The organism is Actinophytocola gossypii, from assembly GCF_025165815.1.
Taxonomy (GTDB): domain Bacteria; phylum Actinomycetota; class Actinomycetes; order Mycobacteriales; family Pseudonocardiaceae; genus Actinophytocola; species Actinophytocola gossypii.
Genome location: NZ_JAFFZE010000009.1, coordinates 236,782 through 253,980, shown reverse-complemented (window position 1 = coordinate 253,980; position 17,199 = coordinate 236,782). Strand labels below are relative to the sequence as shown.

Annotated in this window: 18 protein-coding genes; 10 read left to right on the top strand and 8 right to left on the bottom strand. The window is 71.6% G+C overall.

Annotated features, from left to right (window positions below; all coding sequences use genetic code 11):
• Positions 1 to 7 precede the first annotated feature (7 nt).
• The 4 genes from JT362_RS09485 to JT362_RS09470 all read left to right on the top strand — a co-directional run bounded on the left by JT362_RS09485 (position 8) and on the right by JT362_RS09470 (position 3,696).
• Positions 8 to 976: a LysR family transcriptional regulator gene (locus JT362_RS09485; RefSeq protein ID WP_260190708.1), complete on the top strand. Its 969-nt coding sequence runs from the start codon at positions 8 to 10 to the stop codon at positions 974 to 976.
• 120 nt (positions 977 to 1,096) lie between these two features.
• Complete coding sequence (locus tag JT362_RS09480; protein WP_260190707.1) at positions 1,097 to 2,527, top strand: S1 family peptidase; 1,431 nt, start codon at positions 1,097 to 1,099, stop codon at positions 2,525 to 2,527.
• A 123-nt stretch (positions 2,528 to 2,650) separates the two neighbouring features.
• Positions 2,651 to 3,478, top strand: coding sequence for a helix-turn-helix domain-containing protein (locus JT362_RS09475; protein ID WP_260190706.1), 828 nt, complete (start codon positions 2,651 to 2,653; stop codon positions 3,476 to 3,478).
• Entirely contained in the window at positions 3,454 to 3,696 is a 243-nt protein-coding gene (locus tag JT362_RS09470) for a DUF397 domain-containing protein (RefSeq protein WP_260190705.1), read from the top strand. Before JT362_RS09475 ends, JT362_RS09470 begins: the two co-directional genes overlap by 25 nt.
• A 4-nt stretch (positions 3,697 to 3,700) precedes the next feature.
• On the opposite strand, the gene JT362_RS09465 is transcribed toward JT362_RS09470, so the two are convergent.
• Positions 3,701 to 4,564: a 3-hydroxybutyryl-CoA dehydrogenase gene (locus JT362_RS09465; RefSeq protein ID WP_260190704.1), complete on the bottom strand. Its 864-nt coding sequence runs from the start codon at positions 4,562 to 4,564 to the stop codon at positions 3,701 to 3,703.
• Positions 4,565 to 4,575: 11 nt separating this feature from the next.
• Positions 4,576 to 7,821 (bottom strand): fused isobutyryl-CoA mutase/GTPase IcmF, encoded by a 3,246-nt coding sequence (gene icmF / locus JT362_RS09460; protein ID WP_260190703.1) that lies wholly within the window; start codon positions 7,819 to 7,821, stop codon positions 4,576 to 4,578.
• 73 nt (positions 7,822 to 7,894) lie between these two features.
• Here icmF and paaI point away from each other — a divergent pair, with 73 nt between their 5' ends.
• The gene (gene paaI / locus JT362_RS09455; protein ID WP_260190701.1) at positions 7,895 to 8,293 is read left to right on the top strand and encodes a hydroxyphenylacetyl-CoA thioesterase PaaI; all 399 of its coding nucleotides are present in this window, start codon (positions 7,895 to 7,897) and stop codon (positions 8,291 to 8,293) included.
• Between the two features lie 15 nt (positions 8,294 to 8,308).
• Here the strand turns inward: paaI and JT362_RS09450 are convergent, their stop codons facing one another.
• Positions 8,309 to 9,244 (bottom strand): peptidoglycan DD-metalloendopeptidase family protein, encoded by a 936-nt coding sequence (locus tag JT362_RS09450; protein WP_260190699.1) that lies wholly within the window; start codon positions 9,242 to 9,244, stop codon positions 8,309 to 8,311.
• Positions 9,245 to 9,594: 350 nt separating this feature from the next.
• On the bottom strand, positions 9,595 to 10,179 hold the full coding sequence (locus JT362_RS09445) for a hypothetical protein (RefSeq protein ID WP_260190697.1): 585 nt from the start codon (positions 10,177 to 10,179) through the stop codon (positions 9,595 to 9,597).
• Positions 10,180 to 10,213: 34 nt separating this feature from the next.
• Here JT362_RS09445 and JT362_RS09440 point away from each other — a divergent pair, with 34 nt between their 5' ends.
• Positions 10,214 to 10,663, top strand: a complete 450-nt coding sequence (locus JT362_RS09440; RefSeq protein WP_260190695.1) for a peroxiredoxin — start codon at positions 10,214 to 10,216, stop codon at positions 10,661 to 10,663.
• Here the strand turns inward: JT362_RS09440 and JT362_RS09435 are convergent.
• From JT362_RS09435 to JT362_RS09425, 3 genes are all read right to left on the bottom strand, one after another.
• Positions 10,650 to 11,846, bottom strand: a complete 1,197-nt coding sequence (locus JT362_RS09435) for an LCP family protein (protein WP_260190694.1) — start codon at positions 11,844 to 11,846, stop codon at positions 10,650 to 10,652. The genes JT362_RS09440 and JT362_RS09435 overlap by 14 nt on opposite strands.
• Before the next feature lie 77 nt (positions 11,847 to 11,923).
• Positions 11,924 to 12,610 (bottom strand): alpha/beta hydrolase, encoded by a 687-nt coding sequence (locus JT362_RS09430; protein ID WP_260190693.1) that lies wholly within the window; start codon positions 12,608 to 12,610, stop codon positions 11,924 to 11,926.
• A complete protein-coding gene (locus JT362_RS09425; protein WP_260190692.1) occupies positions 12,607 to 13,380 on the bottom strand; it encodes a TetR/AcrR family transcriptional regulator in 774 nt (257 codons plus the stop codon). The genes JT362_RS09430 and JT362_RS09425 overlap by 4 nt, the downstream gene beginning before the upstream one ends.
• A gap of 92 nt (positions 13,381 to 13,472) precedes the next feature.
• Between JT362_RS09425 and JT362_RS09420 the strand changes: the two genes are divergently transcribed.
• Together JT362_RS09420 and JT362_RS09415 are read left to right on the top strand one after the other, a co-directional pair.
• Complete coding sequence (locus JT362_RS09420) at positions 13,473 to 14,333, top strand: SDR family oxidoreductase (RefSeq protein ID WP_260190691.1); 861 nt, start codon at positions 13,473 to 13,475, stop codon at positions 14,331 to 14,333.
• A complete protein-coding gene (locus JT362_RS09415) occupies positions 14,330 to 15,163 on the top strand; it encodes an NAD(P)H-binding protein (protein WP_260190690.1) in 834 nt (277 codons plus the stop codon). Before JT362_RS09420 ends, JT362_RS09415 begins: the two co-directional genes overlap by 4 nt.
• 212 nt (positions 15,164 to 15,375) lie before the next feature.
• Here the strand turns inward: JT362_RS09415 and JT362_RS09410 are convergent, their stop codons facing one another.
• Positions 15,376 to 16,179, bottom strand: a complete 804-nt coding sequence (locus tag JT362_RS09410) for an LLM class flavin-dependent oxidoreductase (RefSeq protein ID WP_260190689.1) — start codon at positions 16,177 to 16,179, stop codon at positions 15,376 to 15,378.
• A gap of 60 nt (positions 16,180 to 16,239) precedes the next feature.
• On the opposite strand from JT362_RS09410, the gene JT362_RS09405 reads away from it, so the two are divergent.
• A complete protein-coding gene (locus JT362_RS09405; RefSeq protein WP_260190688.1) occupies positions 16,240 to 16,806 on the top strand; it encodes a nucleotidyltransferase family protein in 567 nt (188 codons plus the stop codon).
• A gap of 61 nt (positions 16,807 to 16,867) precedes the next feature.
• Entirely contained in the window at positions 16,868 to 17,194 is a 327-nt protein-coding gene (locus JT362_RS09400; RefSeq protein WP_260190687.1) for a DUF1801 domain-containing protein, read from the top strand.
• Positions 17,195 to 17,199: the final 5 nt, after the last annotated feature.

Sequence of the window (17,199 nt, the reverse complement as noted above, 5' to 3'; positions counted from 1 at the left end):
TCCTGGTATGGAGCTGGAGCTGCGGCACCTCCGGGTGGTGTGCGCGGTCGCGGAGAGCGGCAGCGTGACCAAGGCGGCGGCGCGGCTCGGGCTGGCGCAGCCCGCGCTCACGGCGCAGCTCAACCGGATCGAGCGCGCGCTCGGCGGTCCGCTGTTCGAGCGGGACCGGCGCGGTTCCCGGCCGACGTCGCTCGGTGAGCTGGTACTCGCCAGGGCGCGGGTGCTGCTGCCGGTGGTCGAGGACCTGCGGCACGAGGCGGCGCGGCTGTCCGGGACCGGCGCGGCGACCGTGCGGTACCGCATCGGCTCGGTGTGCAACTCGATGGTCAGCGGACTGGTCCGGCGGCTGTCGGAGAGCAAGCCGGACACCAGCATCACCACCCAGGCGTCCTGGTCGGCGCAGGAACTCGTCGAGCTGGTCGCGGTGGGCCGGCTCGACTTCGCCATCGTCGGGGTCTGCGGGGACGCGCCACCGCCGAGCGAACACGGGCTCGAGTGGCGGCTGATCGCCGTCGACGTCGTGGGCGTGCTGCTGCCCGAGGAACACCCGAGTGCACGCGGGGACGAGGTGACCCTCGCCGACCTCGCCGGTTCGCGGTGGGCGGCGGCGCCGGGCGACGGGTGCTTCACCGAGTGCTTCGTCGCGGCCTGCGGGCGGGCCGGGTTCAGCCCGGAGCCCATGTACGAGACCGACCTGCGCGTGTGCATCGACCTCGTGCAGAGCGGCCAGGCGGTCGCGCTGTGCCAGCCGACGTTCCGGGAGTTGTCCGGGATGCGGGCCCTGCCGCTCGCCGGCGCGCCGCTGCGGTGGCGGCACCTGCTGGGCTGGCACCCGGAGGCACCCGCCGACGCGGTCGCCGACCAGGTGCACCAGTACGCCCTGGCCGCCTACACCGACTCGCTGCGGTACAGCCCGCCCTACGCCCGCTGGCTGGCGGCCCACCCGCGCTTCGGAGCACATCCGACGCCGGCATAAACCCGGTGTGATGGGCAAGTTGATATGTCCCCGCCGCCCTGCTTCCGCCCTACCGTTTCCCTTGCTGATCCGCCCTGCACCGATGTCAAGGGAGACACGGACATGGATCGAAGAGTCCACTTGGGAATACTGGTCGCCGCGCTCGGCACGGCCATGGTCACCGCGCTCGCGGTGCCCGCCGCCGGTGCGCCGGAGCCCGACCGCGCCGGCGGGGACGGCATGCTGGCCGCCGTCCAGCGCCATCTCGGGCTGACCGAGGACCAGGCGCGGAGCCGGCTCGCCGCCGAGAAACAGGCGAGCACCACCAACCTCGAGCTGCGCAAGCAGCTCGGCGACGACTACGCCGGCGGCTGGCTGAAGGGCGACACGCTGGTCGTCGGCGTCACCAATGCCGAGGCGGCCGGCTCGGTGCGGGAGGGAGGCGCCGAGCCACGCCTCGTCGAACGCTCGGTCGCCGAACTGGACGCCGTGCAGGACACCCTGGACGCGAACCGCGATGCCGTGCCGGCGGGGGTGGCCAGCTGGTACGTCGACGTCACGACCAACACGGTCGTGGTGAACACCCGCTCGGTCGCCGCCGGGGAGCGGTTCGTGCTGGCCAGCGGGGTCGACCGGGACGCGGTGCGGGTGGTGCGCTCGACCGAGTCGCCCCGGCCGCTGATCGACGTCGTCGGCGGCAACCCGTACTACATCGGCTCCGGATCGCGCTGCTCGGTCGGGTTCTCGGTGAACGGCGGCTTCGTCACCGCCGGCCACTGTGGACGGACCGGAGCCAGCACCAGCCAGCCGAACGGCCAGTTCGCCGGGTCGAGCTTCCCCGGCAACGACTACGCCTGGGTGCGGGTGGGCTCCGGCAACACGATGGTCGGCGCGGTGAACAACTACGCGGGTGGCCGGGTCGCCGTCGGCGGTTCGCAGGACGCCGCGGTCGGCTCCACGGTGTGCCGGTCCGGCTCGACGACCGGCTGGCACTGCGGCACCATCCAGGCCCGCAACACGTCGGTGACCTACCCGCAGGGCACGGTGTCCGGCCTGATCCGCACCACCGTGTGCGCCGAGCCGGGTGACTCCGGCGGCTCGCTGCTCGCCGGCAACCAGGCGCAGGGCGTGACCTCCGGCGGCTCCGGGAACTGCAGGTCCGGCGGCACCACGTACTTCCAGCCGGTGAACGAGATCCTGCAGGCCTACAACCTCACCCTGATCACCAACGGCGACGAACCACCCCCGGGCGGCGGCGACTGCCAGGAGGAGGCGGACCTGAGCGGCAGCGGCAACCTCGGCTCCGGCCAGAGCGGCTACCAGCCGAACGGCAGCTACTACCGGTCGACCGGCAGCGGCACGCACACCGGCTGCCTGGACGGCCCGTCCGGCGCCGACTTCGACCTGTACCTGCAGAAGTGGAACGGCTACAACTGGGCGAACGTGGCCAGCTCCACCAGCCCGAACGCCGACGAGACCCTGTCGTACAACGGAACGGCCGGCTACTACCGGTACCGGGTGCACGCCTACAGCGGCTCCGGCCAGTACACCCTGGACATGACCAACCCGTGAGCCGACCGGCCAGGGCCGCGTCGCGGTCCTGGCCCGCTCTCGTTCTGTGCGGGTCTCTGCGGCCTATCGCACTGTGTGACTTATCATGCGCTGTACGTCACATAAGGTGCGAGGAGGGGGCGCATGACTCTCGGGGGATCCGGCGGCGATCTGGAGCGGCAGCTGATCGCCGAGGAGGTGCGGGCGCAGCGGGAGACGCGCCGCCTCACCCAGGACGAGCTGGCCAGACAGATCGGGTTCAGCCACTCCACGGTGAAGAACATCGAGTCCGGTTACCGGATGCCAACCCGTGAACAGGCGGCGCTGCTGGACAAGGTCTTCGGTACGGCGGGCATGCTGTGTCGCCTGGAGGCGAGGATTCGCGCCGCCCCGATCTCACCGGGCTTCCGACCGTTCGTGGCCGCCGAAGCGGAGGCCCGCACGATCAAGACCTTCGAGCACACGCTTGTGCCCGGCCTGTTGCAGACCGAGGACTACGCGAGAACCCTGGTTGAGGCGTATCCCGGCCTGACCAGCGATGAGGTGACCGCACGGGTGGCGGCGAAGCTGAACCGCCAACGTGTGCTGGACACCGAGGAACCGCCGTGGCTGTGGGCGGTCATTGACGAGCATGTGCTGCGCCGCGAGATCGGCGGCCCCGGGGTGATGGCGGCTCAACTGGCGAAGTTGGCCGAGTTCGCTCGCCGGCCGCGCATCACGATCCAGCTGATCTCCGCCGCCCGTGCGCACACCGCGCTGGCTGGTGCCTTCGTCATCGCGGAACTGGCCAGACAACCGGCGGTCGCATACCTGGACACCGTGCTGGACGGCCAGACCGTGCAGGACCCGGCAATGGTGGAGATGACAACGGTAGTGTTTGACACCATCCGGACCGACGCGTACTCCGGGGACGAGTCCCTGGAACTCATTGAGGAAGGTGTGCAGCAATGGAAGCAACGGACCGCGTCGTGAGCTGGCGCAAGTCCAGCCGCAGCGGGGGCAACGGCGGCGCGTGCGTAGAGGTCGGCCTGAGCTGGCGCAAGTCCAGCCGCAGCGCGGGCAACGGAAGCAACTGCGTAGAGGTCGCTCAGGCCGTTGACGCCGTCCTGGTGCGGGACACCAAGAACCGGACCGGCGGCACCCTGTCGTTCACCCCGAACAGCTGGCAGCGGTTCCTGAAGTCGAGCTGACGCCCTACTTGCTGTAGTCGTAGAAGCCTCGGCTGCTCTTCTTGCCGAGCAGGCCCGCGTCGACCATCCGCAGCAGCAGCGGGGGCGGCGAGTACAGCGGCTCCTTGAACTCCGCGTACATCGACTCCGCGATCGCCTTGGTGGTGTCCAGGCCGATCAGATCGGTCAGCGCCAGCGGGCCCATCGGGTGCGCGCAGCCCTGCACCATGCCGGTGTCGATGTCCTCCGGCGACGCGAAGCCGGACTCCAGCATCCGGATCGCCGACAGCAGGTACGGCACCAGCAGCGCGTTCACCACGAAGCCGGCACGGTCCTGGGACAGGATGACCTCCTTGCCCAGCTTCGACTCCACGAACGCCTCGGCACGCTCCTTCGTGGACTCGTCGGTGAGCAGCGACGGCACCAGCTCGACCAGCTTGAGCACCGGCACCGGGTTGAAGAAGTGAATGCCGATCACCTGCTGCGGTCGCGAGGTCGCCATGCCCAGCTTCATGATCGGGATCGACGAGGTGTTCGACGCGAAGATCGCCTCGGGGTCGGTGATCACCTTGTCCAGCGCGGTGAACACGTCGGTCTTGACCTGCTCGTTCTCCGCGACCGCCTCGACCACCAGCTGGCGGTCGGCGAACTCGCCGAGGTCGGAGCTGAACCGGATCCGGCCCAGTGCCTCGTCGCGGGCGGACTCCTCGAGCTTGCCGTTGCGCACGGCCCGGCCGAGCGACTTCTCGATCCGCGCCCGGCCCGCGGCCAGCGCGTCCTCGCCGACCTCGTTGACGACCACGTCCAGGCCGGCCCGCGCGCACACCTCCGCGATGCCAGAACCCATCAGTCCGCAGCCGACCACGCCGACCCGCTCGATCTCCGCCACCGGTACCCCTCTCACACGTTCCGCCGGTACTGACCACCGACCTCGAAGAACGTCTCGGTGATCTGACCCAACGTGCACACCCTAGCCGCGTCCATCAGCACGCCGAACACGTTGGCGTCGTTCGCCACGGCCTCCCGCAGCCGGCGCAGCGCGTCCTGGGCGTCCTCGGCGTGCCGCCGGCGGAACTCGCGGGTGCGGTCGACCTGGGAGCGCTTCTCGTCCTCGGTGGCCCTGGCCAGCTCGATCGTCGGCAGCTCCTCGGCGTTGTCCCTGCTCGGCAGGAACGTGTTCACCCCGATCACCGGCAGCGAACCGTCGTGCTTGCGCTGCTCGTAGAGCATCGACTCGTCCTGGATGCGGCCGCGCTGGTAGCCGGTCTCCATCGCGCCGAGCACGCCGCCGCGCTCGGACAGCCGCTCGAACTCGGCCAGCACGGCCTCCTCGACCAGGTCGGTCAGCTCGTCGACGATGAACGAGCCCTGCAGCGGGTTCTCGTTCTTCGACAGGCCCCACTCCTTGTTGATGATGAGCTGGATGGCCATCGCGCGGCGCACCGAACTCTCCGTCGGCGTGGTGACCGCCTCGTCGTAGGCGTTGGTGTGCAGGGAGTTGCAGTTGTCGTAGAGCGCGCACAGCGCCTGGAGCGTGGTGCGGATGTCGTTGAAGTGCATCTCCTGCGCGTGCAGCGACCGGCCGGAGGTCTGCACGTGGTACTTGAACTTCTGCGACCGCTCGTTCGCGCCGTAGCGCTCCCGCATCGCGATCGCCCAGATCCGCCTGGCCACCCGCCCGATCACGCTGTACTCGGCGTCGAGGCCGTTGGAGAAGAAGAACGACAGGTTCGGCGCGAAGTCGTCGATGTCCATGCCGCGCGCCAGGTAGGACTCGACGTAGGTGAAGCCGTTGGCGAGGGTGAAGGCGAGCTGGCTGATCGGGTTCGCGCCGGCCTCGGCGATGTGGTAACCGGAGATCGACACCGAGTAGAAGTTGCGGACCTTGTTCTGGATGAACCATTCCTGGATGTCGGCCATCATCCGCAGGGAGAACTCGGTGGAGAAGATGCAGGTGTTCTGGCCCTGGTCCTCCTTGAGGATGTCGGCCTGCACGGTGCCGCGCACGTTGGCCAGCGCCCACGCGGCCAGATCCGCGCGCTCGGATTCGGACGGCTGCCGGTCGTGCTCGGCGACGAACCGGTCGACCGCCTGGTCGATCGCGGTGTTCAGGAAGTACGCCAGGATCGTCGGCGCGGGGCCGTTGATGGTCATGGAGACCGAAGTGGACGGTGCGGTGAGGTCGAACCCGTCGTAGAGGGCCTTCATGTCGTCCAGCGTGGCGATCGAGACGCCCGAGGTGCCGATCTTGCCGTAGATGTCCGGCGGGGTGTCCGGGTCGTGCCCGTACAGGGTCACCGAGTCGAACGCGGTGGACAGCCGGGTGGCCTCGGAACCCTCGGACAGGTAGCGGAACCGGCGGTTCGTGCGGAACGCGTCGCCCTCGCCGGCGAACATCCGGGCCGGGTCCTCGTTGTCCCGGCGGAACGGGAACACGCCCGCGGTGAACGGGAAGTAGCCGGGCAGGTTCTCCTTGCGCAGGAACCGGAGCAGTGAGCCGTCGTCGTCGAACCGGGGCAGCGCGACGCGGGGCAGCCGGGTGCCGGACAGGGTCTCGCGCCACAGCTGGGTGTGCAGCTCCTTGTCGCGCACACGCACCACCAGCTCCTCGCCGGCGTACTCCTCGGCGAGCGCGCGGTGCCGGTCGAGCAGGTCGGTGGTGTCCCGCTCGACGCGGCGCTCCGCCTCGGCGACGAGGGCATCGATGTCCGACGTGGACGATCCGGCGCCGTCGAGCGCCTCCCGGGCGGCGGTGAGCGCGGAGTGCCGGCGCAGGGCGGCGACCTGCGCGTCGGTCTCCTCGTGGTAGGCGCGGACGGTCTCGGCGATGTCGGCGAGGTAGCGCACCCGCTTCGGCGGCACGACGGTCGCGGCGCGGGTGGAGACGCGACCGTCGACCGGCGCGAGCGTCGGCTCGTCGGCCTGGAGGCCGTGCTCGGCGAGCAGGGTGCGCAGGTGGTGGTAGAGCGCGGTGACGCCGTCGTCGTTGAAGGTGGCGGCGCTGGTGCCGTAGACCGGCATGTCCTCCCAGGACGCGCCGAACGCCTCGCGGTTGCGGACCAGCTGCCGGGACACGTCGCGGCGGGCGTCGTCGGCGCCCCGGCGCTCGAACTTGTTGATCGCCACCACGTCGGCGAAGTCCAGCATGTCGATCTTCTCGAGCTGGGAGGCGGCGCCGAACTCCGGGGTCATCACGTACAGCGAGGTGTCGACGTAGGGCACGATCGCGGCGTCGCCCTGGCCGATGCCGGGGGTCTCCACGATCACCAGGTCGTTGCCGGCCGCGCGGGCGGCGGCGATCGCGTCGGTGAGTCCCTCGGGCACCTCGGTGGCCGCGCCGCGGGTGGCCATGGAGCGGAAGAACACCTGGTCGCCGTCGAGCGAGTTCATCCGGATCCGGTCGCCGAGCAGGGCGCCGCCGCCGCGCCGCCGGGTCGGGTCGACCGCGATGACCGCGATCCGCAGCTTGTCCTGCTGGTCGACGCGGAACCGGCGGACCAGTTCGTCGGTGAGCGAGGACTTGCCGGACCCGCCGGTGCCGGTGATGCCGAGCACCGGGACCTGCCGGGCGGCGGCCGCCTCGCGGATGCCGGTGAGCATGGCGTCGGACGCCCGGCCGGCCTCGATCGCGGTGATGACCCGGGCGAGCGCGTCGTGGTGCCCGCTGAGCAGCGCGTCCAACGCGGGTTCCGGCCGGTCCGCGAGGTCGGTGTCGCACGCCTCGACCATGGTGTTGATCATGCGGGCGAGGCCGAGTTCCTGGCCGTCGTCCGGCGAGAAGATCCGCGCGACGCCGCGCGAGTGCAGCAGCTGGATCTCCTCGTCGACGATGACGCCCCCGCCGCCGCCGAAGACCTTGATGTGCCCGGCGCCCTGCTCGGCGAGCAGCTCGACGAGGTAGCTGAAGTACTCGACGTGGCCGCCCTGGTAGGCGCTGATGGCGACGCCCTGGACGTCCTCCTGGATGGCGGCGCGGACGACCTCGCGTACCGACCGGTTGTGGCCGAGGTGGACGACCTCGGCGCCCTGGGACTGCAGGATCCGGCGCATGATGTTGATCGCCGCGTCGTGCCCGTCGAAGAGGCTCGCGGCGGTGATGAACCGGACCGGGTGCTCCGGGCGGTACAGCGAAGCGGCGGTGCTCATAAGAATAGTTTGATGTCCTACTTTCGTACGTGCAACCAATGTGGCCCAGGTCTCGGCCTGAGAGGATGCGCGGATGATCCCGGAACCGGTTCGAAGGATGCTCGACGACGACCTGGCGTCTCGGTCGCTCGGCATGCGGCTGGTGGACGCCGGCCCGGGTTTCGCCGTGGTCCGGATGACCGTCACCGAGACGATGGTCAACGGCCACGCCCTGGCCCACGGCGGGTTCGTGTTCACGCTGGCCGACACGGCATTCGCGTGCGCGTGCAACAGCCACGGCCCGGTCACGGTGGCCGCCGGGGCCGACATCACGTTCGTGGCGTCCGCACGCCTTGGCGACGAGTTGGAGGCCCGCGCGGAGGAGCGGGTGCGGTACGGCCGCAGCGGCGTCTACGACGTGACCGTCCGCCGGGGCGACGAGGTGGTCGCCGAGTTCCGCGGCCGTAGCCGCACCCTGCGCGCACCCGGCTGACCGGGCGCCGGGCGGTCAGCCGACGAGCGCGCGCCAGGTGATCGCGCCCGCCAGGCCGTCGACCACCAGGCGGTTGGCACTCTGGTAGTTCCGCACGGCGGTGTTGGTGACCGAGCCGAAGTCCCCGTCGATCCGCAGGCCGGCACTGCGCTTGTTCAGCGCCCGCTGCAGACCCCGGACGTGGTCGCCACGGTGGCCCTGACGCAGGGCGTACACCAGCTTCGGCCACGTCTTCGGACCCACCTGCCCGTCGGCCACCAGCCCCGACGCCGACTGGAACCGCTTCACCGCGGCCACCGAGATCGACCCGTAGTCACCATCGACCACGAGGTCGTGGCCTCGCTGGTTCATCAGGTACTGGATCACCACCACGGTCGCGCCGGCAGCGCCCGGGTCGATGCTCGACCAGCCGCCACCGAGGTCCACCCCGCGGGCACGCAGATAGGTGACCGGGTTGGTGGTCGAGCCGAGCCCGCCGGTGTGGATCTCGAAGTGCAGGTGCGGCCCGGTCACGTTACCGGTCGCGCCCATGTCGGCGATCCGCTGGCCGGCGGCCACCCGCTGGTTCAGCGAGACCCGGTAGACGCTGAGGTGGCCGTAGTAGGTGTACCTGCCACCGCCGTGCGAGATGACCAGCGCGTTGCCGGTCCGGCCGCCGAGGCCGCCGCCCCACTGGCGGCGGACCACCGTTCCCGCGGCGGCGGCGTACACGGCCGTACCGGTCGAGTTGGTGACGTCCTGGCCGGCATGCGCACCACCGGGCCGTGACGCGCCGTAGTGGCCGCCGTTCGGGAAGTACCCCAGTGCGGGGTTGCACCAGCTGCCGTCCCGCAACGTGGCGGCGGAAGCAGCCGGCGCAAGCGCGGTGATCCCCGCCAGGGACGCACCGACCCCGACACCGAGGCCGAGTACACCCCGGCGGGTCACCCTCGCGGCACGCGGTTCGCTCATCACACTCTCCCATCGGTCGACGGGCGACCAGGGTTCGACGGGCACAGCAGGGGGTGGTGCCCGACGGCCGCCCGCATCCGACGTTAGTGATCATCAGTGCCGGAACCACCGCCAAACGCCCCAAGCCAGGCCGTCCGCCAGACCAGCCGACGGCGCACGCCGGGAAGCCGAATGCCGCGCCGCCAGAGCCACGCCATCAAAGCCGCGCCGCCAGAGCCACGCCATCAAAGCCGCACCATCAGAACCACGCCATCAAAGCCGCACCATCAGAACCACGCCATCAAAGCCGCACCATCAGAACCACGCCATCAAAGCCGCACCGCCAGAACCACGCCGTCAGAGCCGCACCATCAGCTGAGCGCCAGGAAGACCGCACCGCCGACCAGGGGGCCGAGCAGGGCGCCGGCCACCACCTGGGCGACCGTGTGGTCCTGCACCACCACCCGCGACCAGCAGACCAGCGCCACCAGCGGGACCAGCGCCAACAGCCACGGCCCGTACAGGAACGTGACCATCGCGACCGCTCCCCCGGCCACCGTCGCGTGCACCGAGACCTTCCACCATCGAGTGATGACCAAGCACGCGACCAACGTCGTGATCATCGCCCAAGCCAGGGCGACCACGGCGGCCGGCGCGGACAGCCACACCATCACCGCCATCCCGACCAGCGCGGACAGCAGGCACATCACCAGCGGGAGCGTTCGGTGCTCCCGGTCCCGCACCCAGTGCCCGTCCCACCGGCCCCGCCGCGCACCATGCACCACGAACGCCATCGGCAGCGCGCTGTAGAACACCGCGACCAGCAGGCCCCACCCGATCGTGGCCCCGATCGAGTGGTCTGTGGCGTCCCAGGCCACGGCCAGTGGCAATGCCACCACGACCACCGCGGGTGACAACGCCTCGGTCACCAGTCCGGCGGTCCGGCTAGGGTCCATGGCACCCGATCATTCCAGCCACCAAGGGAGTGCCATGCAGGCCGGCGAACTCGCCCCCGACTTCGAGCTGCCCGACGAGACCGGCACGCCCCGCACCCTGTCCGGCCTCCTCGCCGACGGGCCCGTCGTGCTGTTCTTCTACCCCGCCGCGATGACCAAGGGCTGCACGGCCGAGAGCTGCCACTTCCGCGACCTCGCCGCCGAGTTCGCCGAGGTCGGCGCGCAGCGGGTCGGGATCAGCCCGGACGCCGTGGACCGGCAGCGGGAGTTCAGCGAGAAGCACTCCCTCGACTTCCCGCTGCTGTCCGACCCGGACGGCGCCGTGGCCACCCGGTTCGGCGTGCGGCGATCCTTCGGCCCGCTGCTGACCCGCCGGCAGACCTTCGTCATCGGCACCGACCGGAAGGTCCTCGAGGTCGTCAAGAGCGAGCTGCGGATGGCCGTACACGCCGACCGGGCGCTCGCCGCGCTCAGGGGGCTTTGACGATCGTGTCCTCGGGCACCGGTTGATCGGTACGCAGCGCCTCGAACATCCGGCCGGACTTGTCCTCGTCCCACAGCACGACCGCGCCCACGTCGGTGCGGTCCGAACCGCCGAGCGGCACCGTCGTCGACACGGTGCTGCCGTCGCTCGTGCCGGCGATCGCGAACGCCAGGCTCGGCAGGTGGTGCAGGTGGTCGCCCTCGTCGACGGTCACCGCGTCCGGGGCGTTCGACAGCACCGGAACCAGCCGGAACGGGTTCAGCAGCGTGCCGGGGCTGGAGATCTTGTCCGTCAGCGCGCCGATGAACTCGCGCTGGTGGATCACCCGGTCGAGGTCCGCGCGCGGGGTCGCGCGGGTGCGGACGTAGCCGAGCGCCTGCGCGCCGTTCAGCTCCTGGCAGCCGGGCTTGAGCTTCAGCCCGGCCAGCGGGTCGTTGATCGGTTCCTTGATGCACATCTCCACACCGCCGACCGCGTCCACCACGTCGGCGAACCCGCCGAGGCCGACCTCGGCGTAGTGGTTGAGCCGCAGCCCGGTGTTGACCTCGACGGTCTGCGCGAGCAGCTGGGGGCCGCCGATGGCGTAGGCGGCGTTCAGCTTGTTCATGCCGTTGCCGGGGATCTCCACGTACGAGTCGCGCAGCAGGCTGACCAGCGTGGGCTTGGTGTCGTTGTCCGGAACGTGCAGCAGCATCATCGTGTCGGTGCGGCGGCCGGACGCGTCGCCGGTGGTGAGTTCGCCCTTCTGCTCGGCGGACAGGTCCTCGCGGCTGTCCGAGCCGACGATGAGCCAGTTCGTGCCGGCGCCCTCGGCCGGGCGGCCCGGGTAGTCCTTCAGCGCTTCCACCCGGTTGAGTGACATGTCCATCCACACCCACACGCCGCCGAGGGCGAGCAGCAGGACGGCGAAGAAGATCAGCAGCTTGCGGCCGAACCGGCGCTTGCGCGGCGGGCGCGGGGGCCGCGGCGGCGCGCCGTAGCCCTCCGGCGGCGGACCACCGCGACGGCGGTCGTACGGGTCCCGCGGCGGACCGGGCCGGTGCGGGGGCTGGTCCGTCGGCGGGATCGGCAGCGCGCGGGTCTCGTGGTAGGCCGGGCGCCGCTGGCCCGGCGGCCTGCCGTAGCCCGGCTGGCGGCCGTAGTCGGGTCGTCGTGGTGCGCCCTGCTGGTGGCCGTAGCTCATCTCCCCAACCTTCCGTCGTCAATCCCATGGACGTGGGGACCGCCAGGGAGGTTGCGCCTTACCGTACGAGACGAACCTCAGAGCGGAACGGTCAACCCGCCGGGGGGCGGCTTGGCCAGGGCGGACGCGATGTCCTCGTCCAGGTCGGTGACACCGAGCACACCGAGTGAGAACCGCCGTACGAGCAGTCGCCACTCCCGCGCCCGACGCAGCATCGCGTGCGTCTCGCCGCGCACGTCGAAGCGGCACACCGCGCCGGTGACCCGCTTCACCCGTGCGGCGTAGTCCAGGGACAGCCTCGGGTCGGTGATCCGGTCCCGGTCGCCGTGCGCGATGAGCACGGTCCGCCCGGCCAGCTGCGCCACCGGCTCCTCCGGCGGGGTCCACGGCGCGAGCGCGCACACCCCGGTCACGGCGGGGTCGTCGGCGACGCGCAGCGCGACCCGGCCGCCCATCGAGTGGCCGACCAGCACCACCGGCACGCCGGGATGCCGGCGCGCGATCTCCGCCAGCGCCCAGCGCGCGTCGGCCACCGGGTCCATCGCGGGGCCGTTCCAGCCTCGGACGCGGTTCCGCAGCGCCAAGGCGGCCACCCGGCCGGCCCGCCCGGTCCACGCCAGGTCGCGGGCGAACGGCAGCATGCGCAGGTACGCGGGGCGGAACCGGTGCGCGGGCGCGGTGCTGGTCTCCTGGCCGCCGTGCAGGACCAACACGACCGCACGGGCGTCGCGGGCGCCGAACACCCGCAGGCTCGGGTCGGTCACCGCGACTCGACCAGCCGCTCGATCCCGTCGAGCACCCTGGCGAGCCCGAACTCGAACGAGTCGACGTGGTCGAACTCCTCGTCACGCCAGAGCCTGGTCAGCGCGGGGAACCGGGCCTCGGTGAGGTGGCCGTCGAGCAGCGGCGCGAACTCGGTCCAGAACTGCTCGTCGGACAGGCCGCTGCGCTGCCGGGCCACGATGTCGTCCACCCGTTGCTGGGCGACGCCGCGCACGTAGCCGGTGACCAGTTCGATCACGGCCATCCGCTCGCCGCCGGTGAGGCCGGTGCCCTCCAGCGCGGTGAGCATGGCGTCCAGTACCCGGGTCTGGTTCGGGCCCATCGCGCCCCGGGTGAGTGACGCGCGGAGCAGCCACGGGTGCCGGACGTAGCCGTCGAGGCTGGACCGGGCGAACCGTTCCAGCCCGGCGCGCCAGCCGCCGGTCTCCAGGTCGAGCGGCGGGTCGTCGGCCAGGACGGTGTCGAGCATCAGGTCGTGCAGCTCGGCCTTGGACGGGACGTAGCGGTAAAGCGACATGGTGCCGGCGCCGAGCGCCTCGGCGACGCGGCGCATCGACAGGCCGTCCAGGCCCTCGGCGTCGGCCACCTCGATGGCCGCCGCGACGATCGTCTCGACGGTCATACCTGGTTTTCGGCCCCGCGTGGGTGGTGGCTTGGTCCCCCAGAGCAGTTCCATGCTGCGCGCGGCGGTCGCGGCGCCGCCGAAGCTGACCGAGGTCTCGTTGGCAGTGTCGTTGTCGCTGGTCCTCATCGTGCGCCCATCGTAGGGAAACCGATTTTGCGTACACCGAACCCACTTCGCTAAGGTTATGCGTACAGAGTACCCACTGAGAGGGGATCGGCATGATCTTGGTGACCGGCGCGTCCGGGTTCGTCGGCCGGGAGGTCGTCGCGCAGCTCGCGGCGGCCGGCGAGCGGGTGCGGGCGATGAGCCGGAACCCGAGCCGGCTGTCCGTGCCGGACGGGGTCGAGGTGGTGCGCGGCGACCTGCTGGAGCCCTCGTCCATGGCGGCGGCGCTGACCGGCGTTGACCGGATGTACCTGTTCCCGGAGCCGCGCACGGCCGTCGAGGTGGTCGCCGCCGCGCGAGCCGCGGGCGTCGAGCGGATCGTGACGCTGTCGTCCGGGGCGGTCACCGCCGGGCTCGACACCGACTACCAGTACCCGGTGGAGCAGGCGGTGGAGGCGTCCGGGTGCGAGTGGACGCACCTGCGGCCGGGCGAGTTCGCGTCCAACACGCTGCGGCTGTGGGGACCGTCGATCCGGACCGAGCGGGTGGTGCGCCACCACCAGCCGGACTGGCGCGGGCTGCCGACCCACGAGGCGGACATCGCCGCGGTCGGGGTCGCGGCGCTGCTCGGCGACGGGCACCACGGCCGGGCCTACGACCTGACCGGGCCGGAGCGGCTGAGCCCGCGCGACCAGGTGCGGGCGCTGTCGGACGCCCTCGGTGAGGAGGTCCGGATCGAGGAGGTCACCGCCGAACGGGCCCGGGAGCTCCTGCACGAGCTCGGCGGGTGGGCGGCGGAGAACGCGGACTTCCTGACCGGGTTCGAGTCCTACTCCCCCAGTGAGATCCCGGACCACACGCCGGAGGAGTGGGACGCGATGATCGTCCCGCTGCCGACCGTCGAGGAGGTCACCGGACGACCGGCGCGGACGTACGCCCAGTGGGCGCGGGACCACGTGGGGAGCTTCCGGTGATCCTGGTGACCGGGGCGACCGGGAACGTCGGCCGGCACGTGGTGTCCGGGCTGTTGCGCGCGGGCGAGCGGGTCCGGGCGGTGACCCGCTCACCGTCGTCGGCCGGCCTGCCCGACGGCGTCGAGGTGGTGCGCGGCGACCTCGCCCACCCGGAGACCTTCGCGACCGCGTTCACGGGCGTGACCAGGATGTTCGTGTTCCCGCTGGCGTACCTGCGGCCCGTACTGCGCGACCTGTCGGACGTGATTGAGGCGACCGACCTGGTGAAGGTCGCCGCCGCGGCCGGCGTACGGCGCATGGTGATGCTGGGTTCGTCCGACTCCCTGTTCGACATGGAGCTCGCGGTCGAGTCGAGCGGCTGCGAGTGGACGATCCTGCGCCCGGGCGAGTTCGCGGTGAACAAGCTGGACCACTGGGCACCGATGATCCGCGCACACGGAGCGGTCCGCTCCGCGTACCCCGAGGCGTGCGGAGCGCCGATCCACGAGGCCGACATCGCGGACGTCGCCGTAGCCGCCCTACTGGACGACACCCACACCGGCCGGCGCTACGAACTCACCGGCCCCGAGTCACTCACCCTCCGGGAACAGGTGGCCGCCATCGCCACCGGCATCAACCGCCCGATCCGGTTCGAGGAGGTGACACCCGAGGAGTCACGCACGGACCTCCTCGCCCTTGGCCTCCCGCCGGACGTGGTCGACCACATGTTCCTCGCCCACCCACCCGGCCCAGCACCGATCTCGCCGACGTACGAGCAGATCACCGGCCACCCGCCCCGCACCCTCACCCGCTGGGCCGCCGACCACGCCCCCGCCTTCACCCCCACCTGACCCCCGAACGGGAACGTACAACTCACCGAACGGGAACGTACGACTCGCGAGCTTCGCGAGTCGTACGTTCCCGGCGCGCGAGTCGTACGTTCCCGGCGCGCGAGTCGTACGTTCCCGGCGCGCGAGTCGTACGTTCCCGGCGCGCGAGTCGTACGTTCCCGGCGCGCGAGTCGTACGTTCCCGGCGCGCGAGTCGTACGTTGGCGGCGCGGGTCAGGGGTAGGCGGCGCGGACCTTGGCGGCGAACTCGTAGTCGCGGTGCCAGTCGGGGCTGGTCGGGGCGAGGATCACGCGGGTGGCGCCGGCCGCCTCGTAGGACGCCAGGCGTTCCGCCGTGCGGGCCGGGTCGGGGTCCACCTCGGGGCCGACGACCGTCGCGGTGGCCGGTGGGCGGTCGCCGGCGAGGCGGGCGATCTCGGCGAGGCCTGCGGCGATGTCCTCGGGCGGCAGGGCGATGGAGGCCCAGCCGTCGCCGTACGCGGCCGCTCGGCGGAGTGCCGCGCGGCCGTTGCCGGCGATCACCACGGGTGGCATCGCGGCGCCGGGGGCGAGGGCAACCTCCACGCCGTCGTCGAGCACGGTCCGGTTCCCGGCCACCAGGTCCGGCAGCACCCGCAGCGCCTCGTCGGTCCGGCGGCCCCGGTCGGCGTACGACAGACCGGTGGCGCGCCACGCGACGTCGCCGTGCGCGGGGTTGCCGGTGCCGATCCCGAGGACCAGCCGGTTGCCGGACACGTGCTGCAGGCTGCTCACCTGCTTCGCCGCCCAGGCGACCGGCCGCAGCGACAGCAGCATCACGTTGAAACCCACCGTGATGCGCTCGGTCACCGCCGAGGCCGCCGCGAGGACCACGGTGCTGTCCAGCATCGGACCGCTGGCCACCAGGTGGTCGGTCGACCACACCGAGTCGAGCCCGGCCTCCTCGGCGAACCGCGCGCTCGCCCGGACGTCGCCGAGGATCGGCCGGGTCGGGTCGGGGGTGGAGGTCGGAAGCAGGACACCGATATCGAGAGGCATACCGGGAGCAACGCACCGGCCGGGCGCGTTAGTCCGATCACGGGAGTTACGCTCACGCCCGTGGGTGTGGCGGGAGTGCTGCTCGCCGCCGGTGCCGGGCGGCGGTTCGGGATGCCGAAGGCGTTGGTGCGGCACGGGGGTTCGCTGTTCGTGGAACGCGCCGCCGCGGTGTTGCTGGCCGGCGGGTGCACGCCGGTCGTCGTGGTGCTCGGGGCCTCCGCCGACGAGGTGCGGGCGACCGCACAGCTTCCCGAGGCGTCCATTGTGGACAACCCCGAGTGGATGACCGGGATGGGCTCCTCGCTGCGCGCCGGCCTCGCCGCCCTCGCCGGCACGGACGCCACCGCGGCGCTGGTGCTGCCCGTGGACACCCCGGGGGTCACCGCCGACGCGGTCGCCCGGGTGGCCGCGCTCGCCGGACCCGACGCGCTCGCCAGGGCGACCTACCACGGCAGGCCGGGCCATCCGGTGCTCATCGGCCGCACGCGTTGGGCGGCCGTCGCCGAGCAGGCCACCGGGGACGCCGGAGCGCGCCGGTACCTGGCCGCGCACCAGCCCCGGGAGGTGCCCTGCGAGGACGTCGCCAGTGGTCGGGATGTCGACCGTCCCGAGGACCTGCCGCGCTGAGCCGGAACTGTCGGACCCCTGTGCCACGGTGACGGGGCACCCGAGACAGGAGGTTCGGCAGATGAAACCCGACCAGGCCGAGGCCGACGCCCTGGCCGACCTGGTGCGCACCACCGGCGAGGACCTGGACGAGGCGATCAAGTGGCGCCGCCTCACGTTCACCGCGGGCGGCGACTGGCACCACTGGGTCTGCGCCGTGGCCGTCACCACCCGAGGTGTCAACCTGATGTTCCACAAGGGCGCCCTGCTCGACGACCCGGCACGCCTGCTGCGCGGCGAGGGCCGCTACCTGCGCCAGATCCCGTCCGCCGCCGCCCTCGAGCACCCGAACGAGGTCCACGCCCTGGTCCGGGCCGCGGTCGCCAGGCAGACCGACATGCTCGACTGACGGGG

Bases quoted from the DNA above. Each gene is read 5' to 3' on its own strand.
- JT362_RS09485 (WP_260190708.1), top strand. From the start codon at position 8: ATGGAGCTGGAGCTGCGGCACCTCCGGGTGGTGTGCGCGGTCGCGGAG.
- JT362_RS09475 (WP_260190706.1), top strand. From the start codon at position 2,651: ATGACTCTCGGGGGATCCGGCGGCGATCTGGAGCGGCAGCTGATCGCC.
- JT362_RS09470 (WP_260190705.1), top strand. From the start codon at position 3,454: ATGGAAGCAACGGACCGCGTCGTGAGCTGGCGCAAGTCCAGCCGCAGC.
- icmF (WP_260190703.1), bottom strand. From the start codon at position 7,821: ATGAGCACCGCCGCTTCGCTGTACCGCCCGGAGCACCCGGTCCGGTTC.
- paaI (WP_260190701.1), top strand. From the start codon at position 7,895: ATGATCCCGGAACCGGTTCGAAGGATGCTCGACGACGACCTGGCGTCT.
- JT362_RS09450 (WP_260190699.1), bottom strand. From the start codon at position 9,244: ATGAGCGAACCGCGTGCCGCGAGGGTGACCCGCCGGGGTGTACTCGGC.
- JT362_RS09445 (WP_260190697.1), bottom strand. From the start codon at position 10,179: ATGGACCCTAGCCGGACCGCCGGACTGGTGACCGAGGCGTTGTCACCC.
- JT362_RS09440 (WP_260190695.1), top strand. From the start codon at position 10,214: ATGCAGGCCGGCGAACTCGCCCCCGACTTCGAGCTGCCCGACGAGACC.
- JT362_RS09435 (WP_260190694.1), bottom strand. From the start codon at position 11,846: ATGAGCTACGGCCACCAGCAGGGCGCACCACGACGACCCGACTACGGC.
- JT362_RS09425 (WP_260190692.1), bottom strand. From the start codon at position 13,380: ATGAGGACCAGCGACAACGACACTGCCAACGAGACCTCGGTCAGCTTC.
- JT362_RS09420 (WP_260190691.1), top strand. From the start codon at position 13,473: ATGATCTTGGTGACCGGCGCGTCCGGGTTCGTCGGCCGGGAGGTCGTC.
- JT362_RS09410 (WP_260190689.1), bottom strand. From the start codon at position 16,179: ATGCCTCTCGATATCGGTGTCCTGCTTCCGACCTCCACCCCCGACCCG.
- JT362_RS09400 (WP_260190687.1), top strand. From the start codon at position 16,868: ATGAAACCCGACCAGGCCGAGGCCGACGCCCTGGCCGACCTGGTGCGC.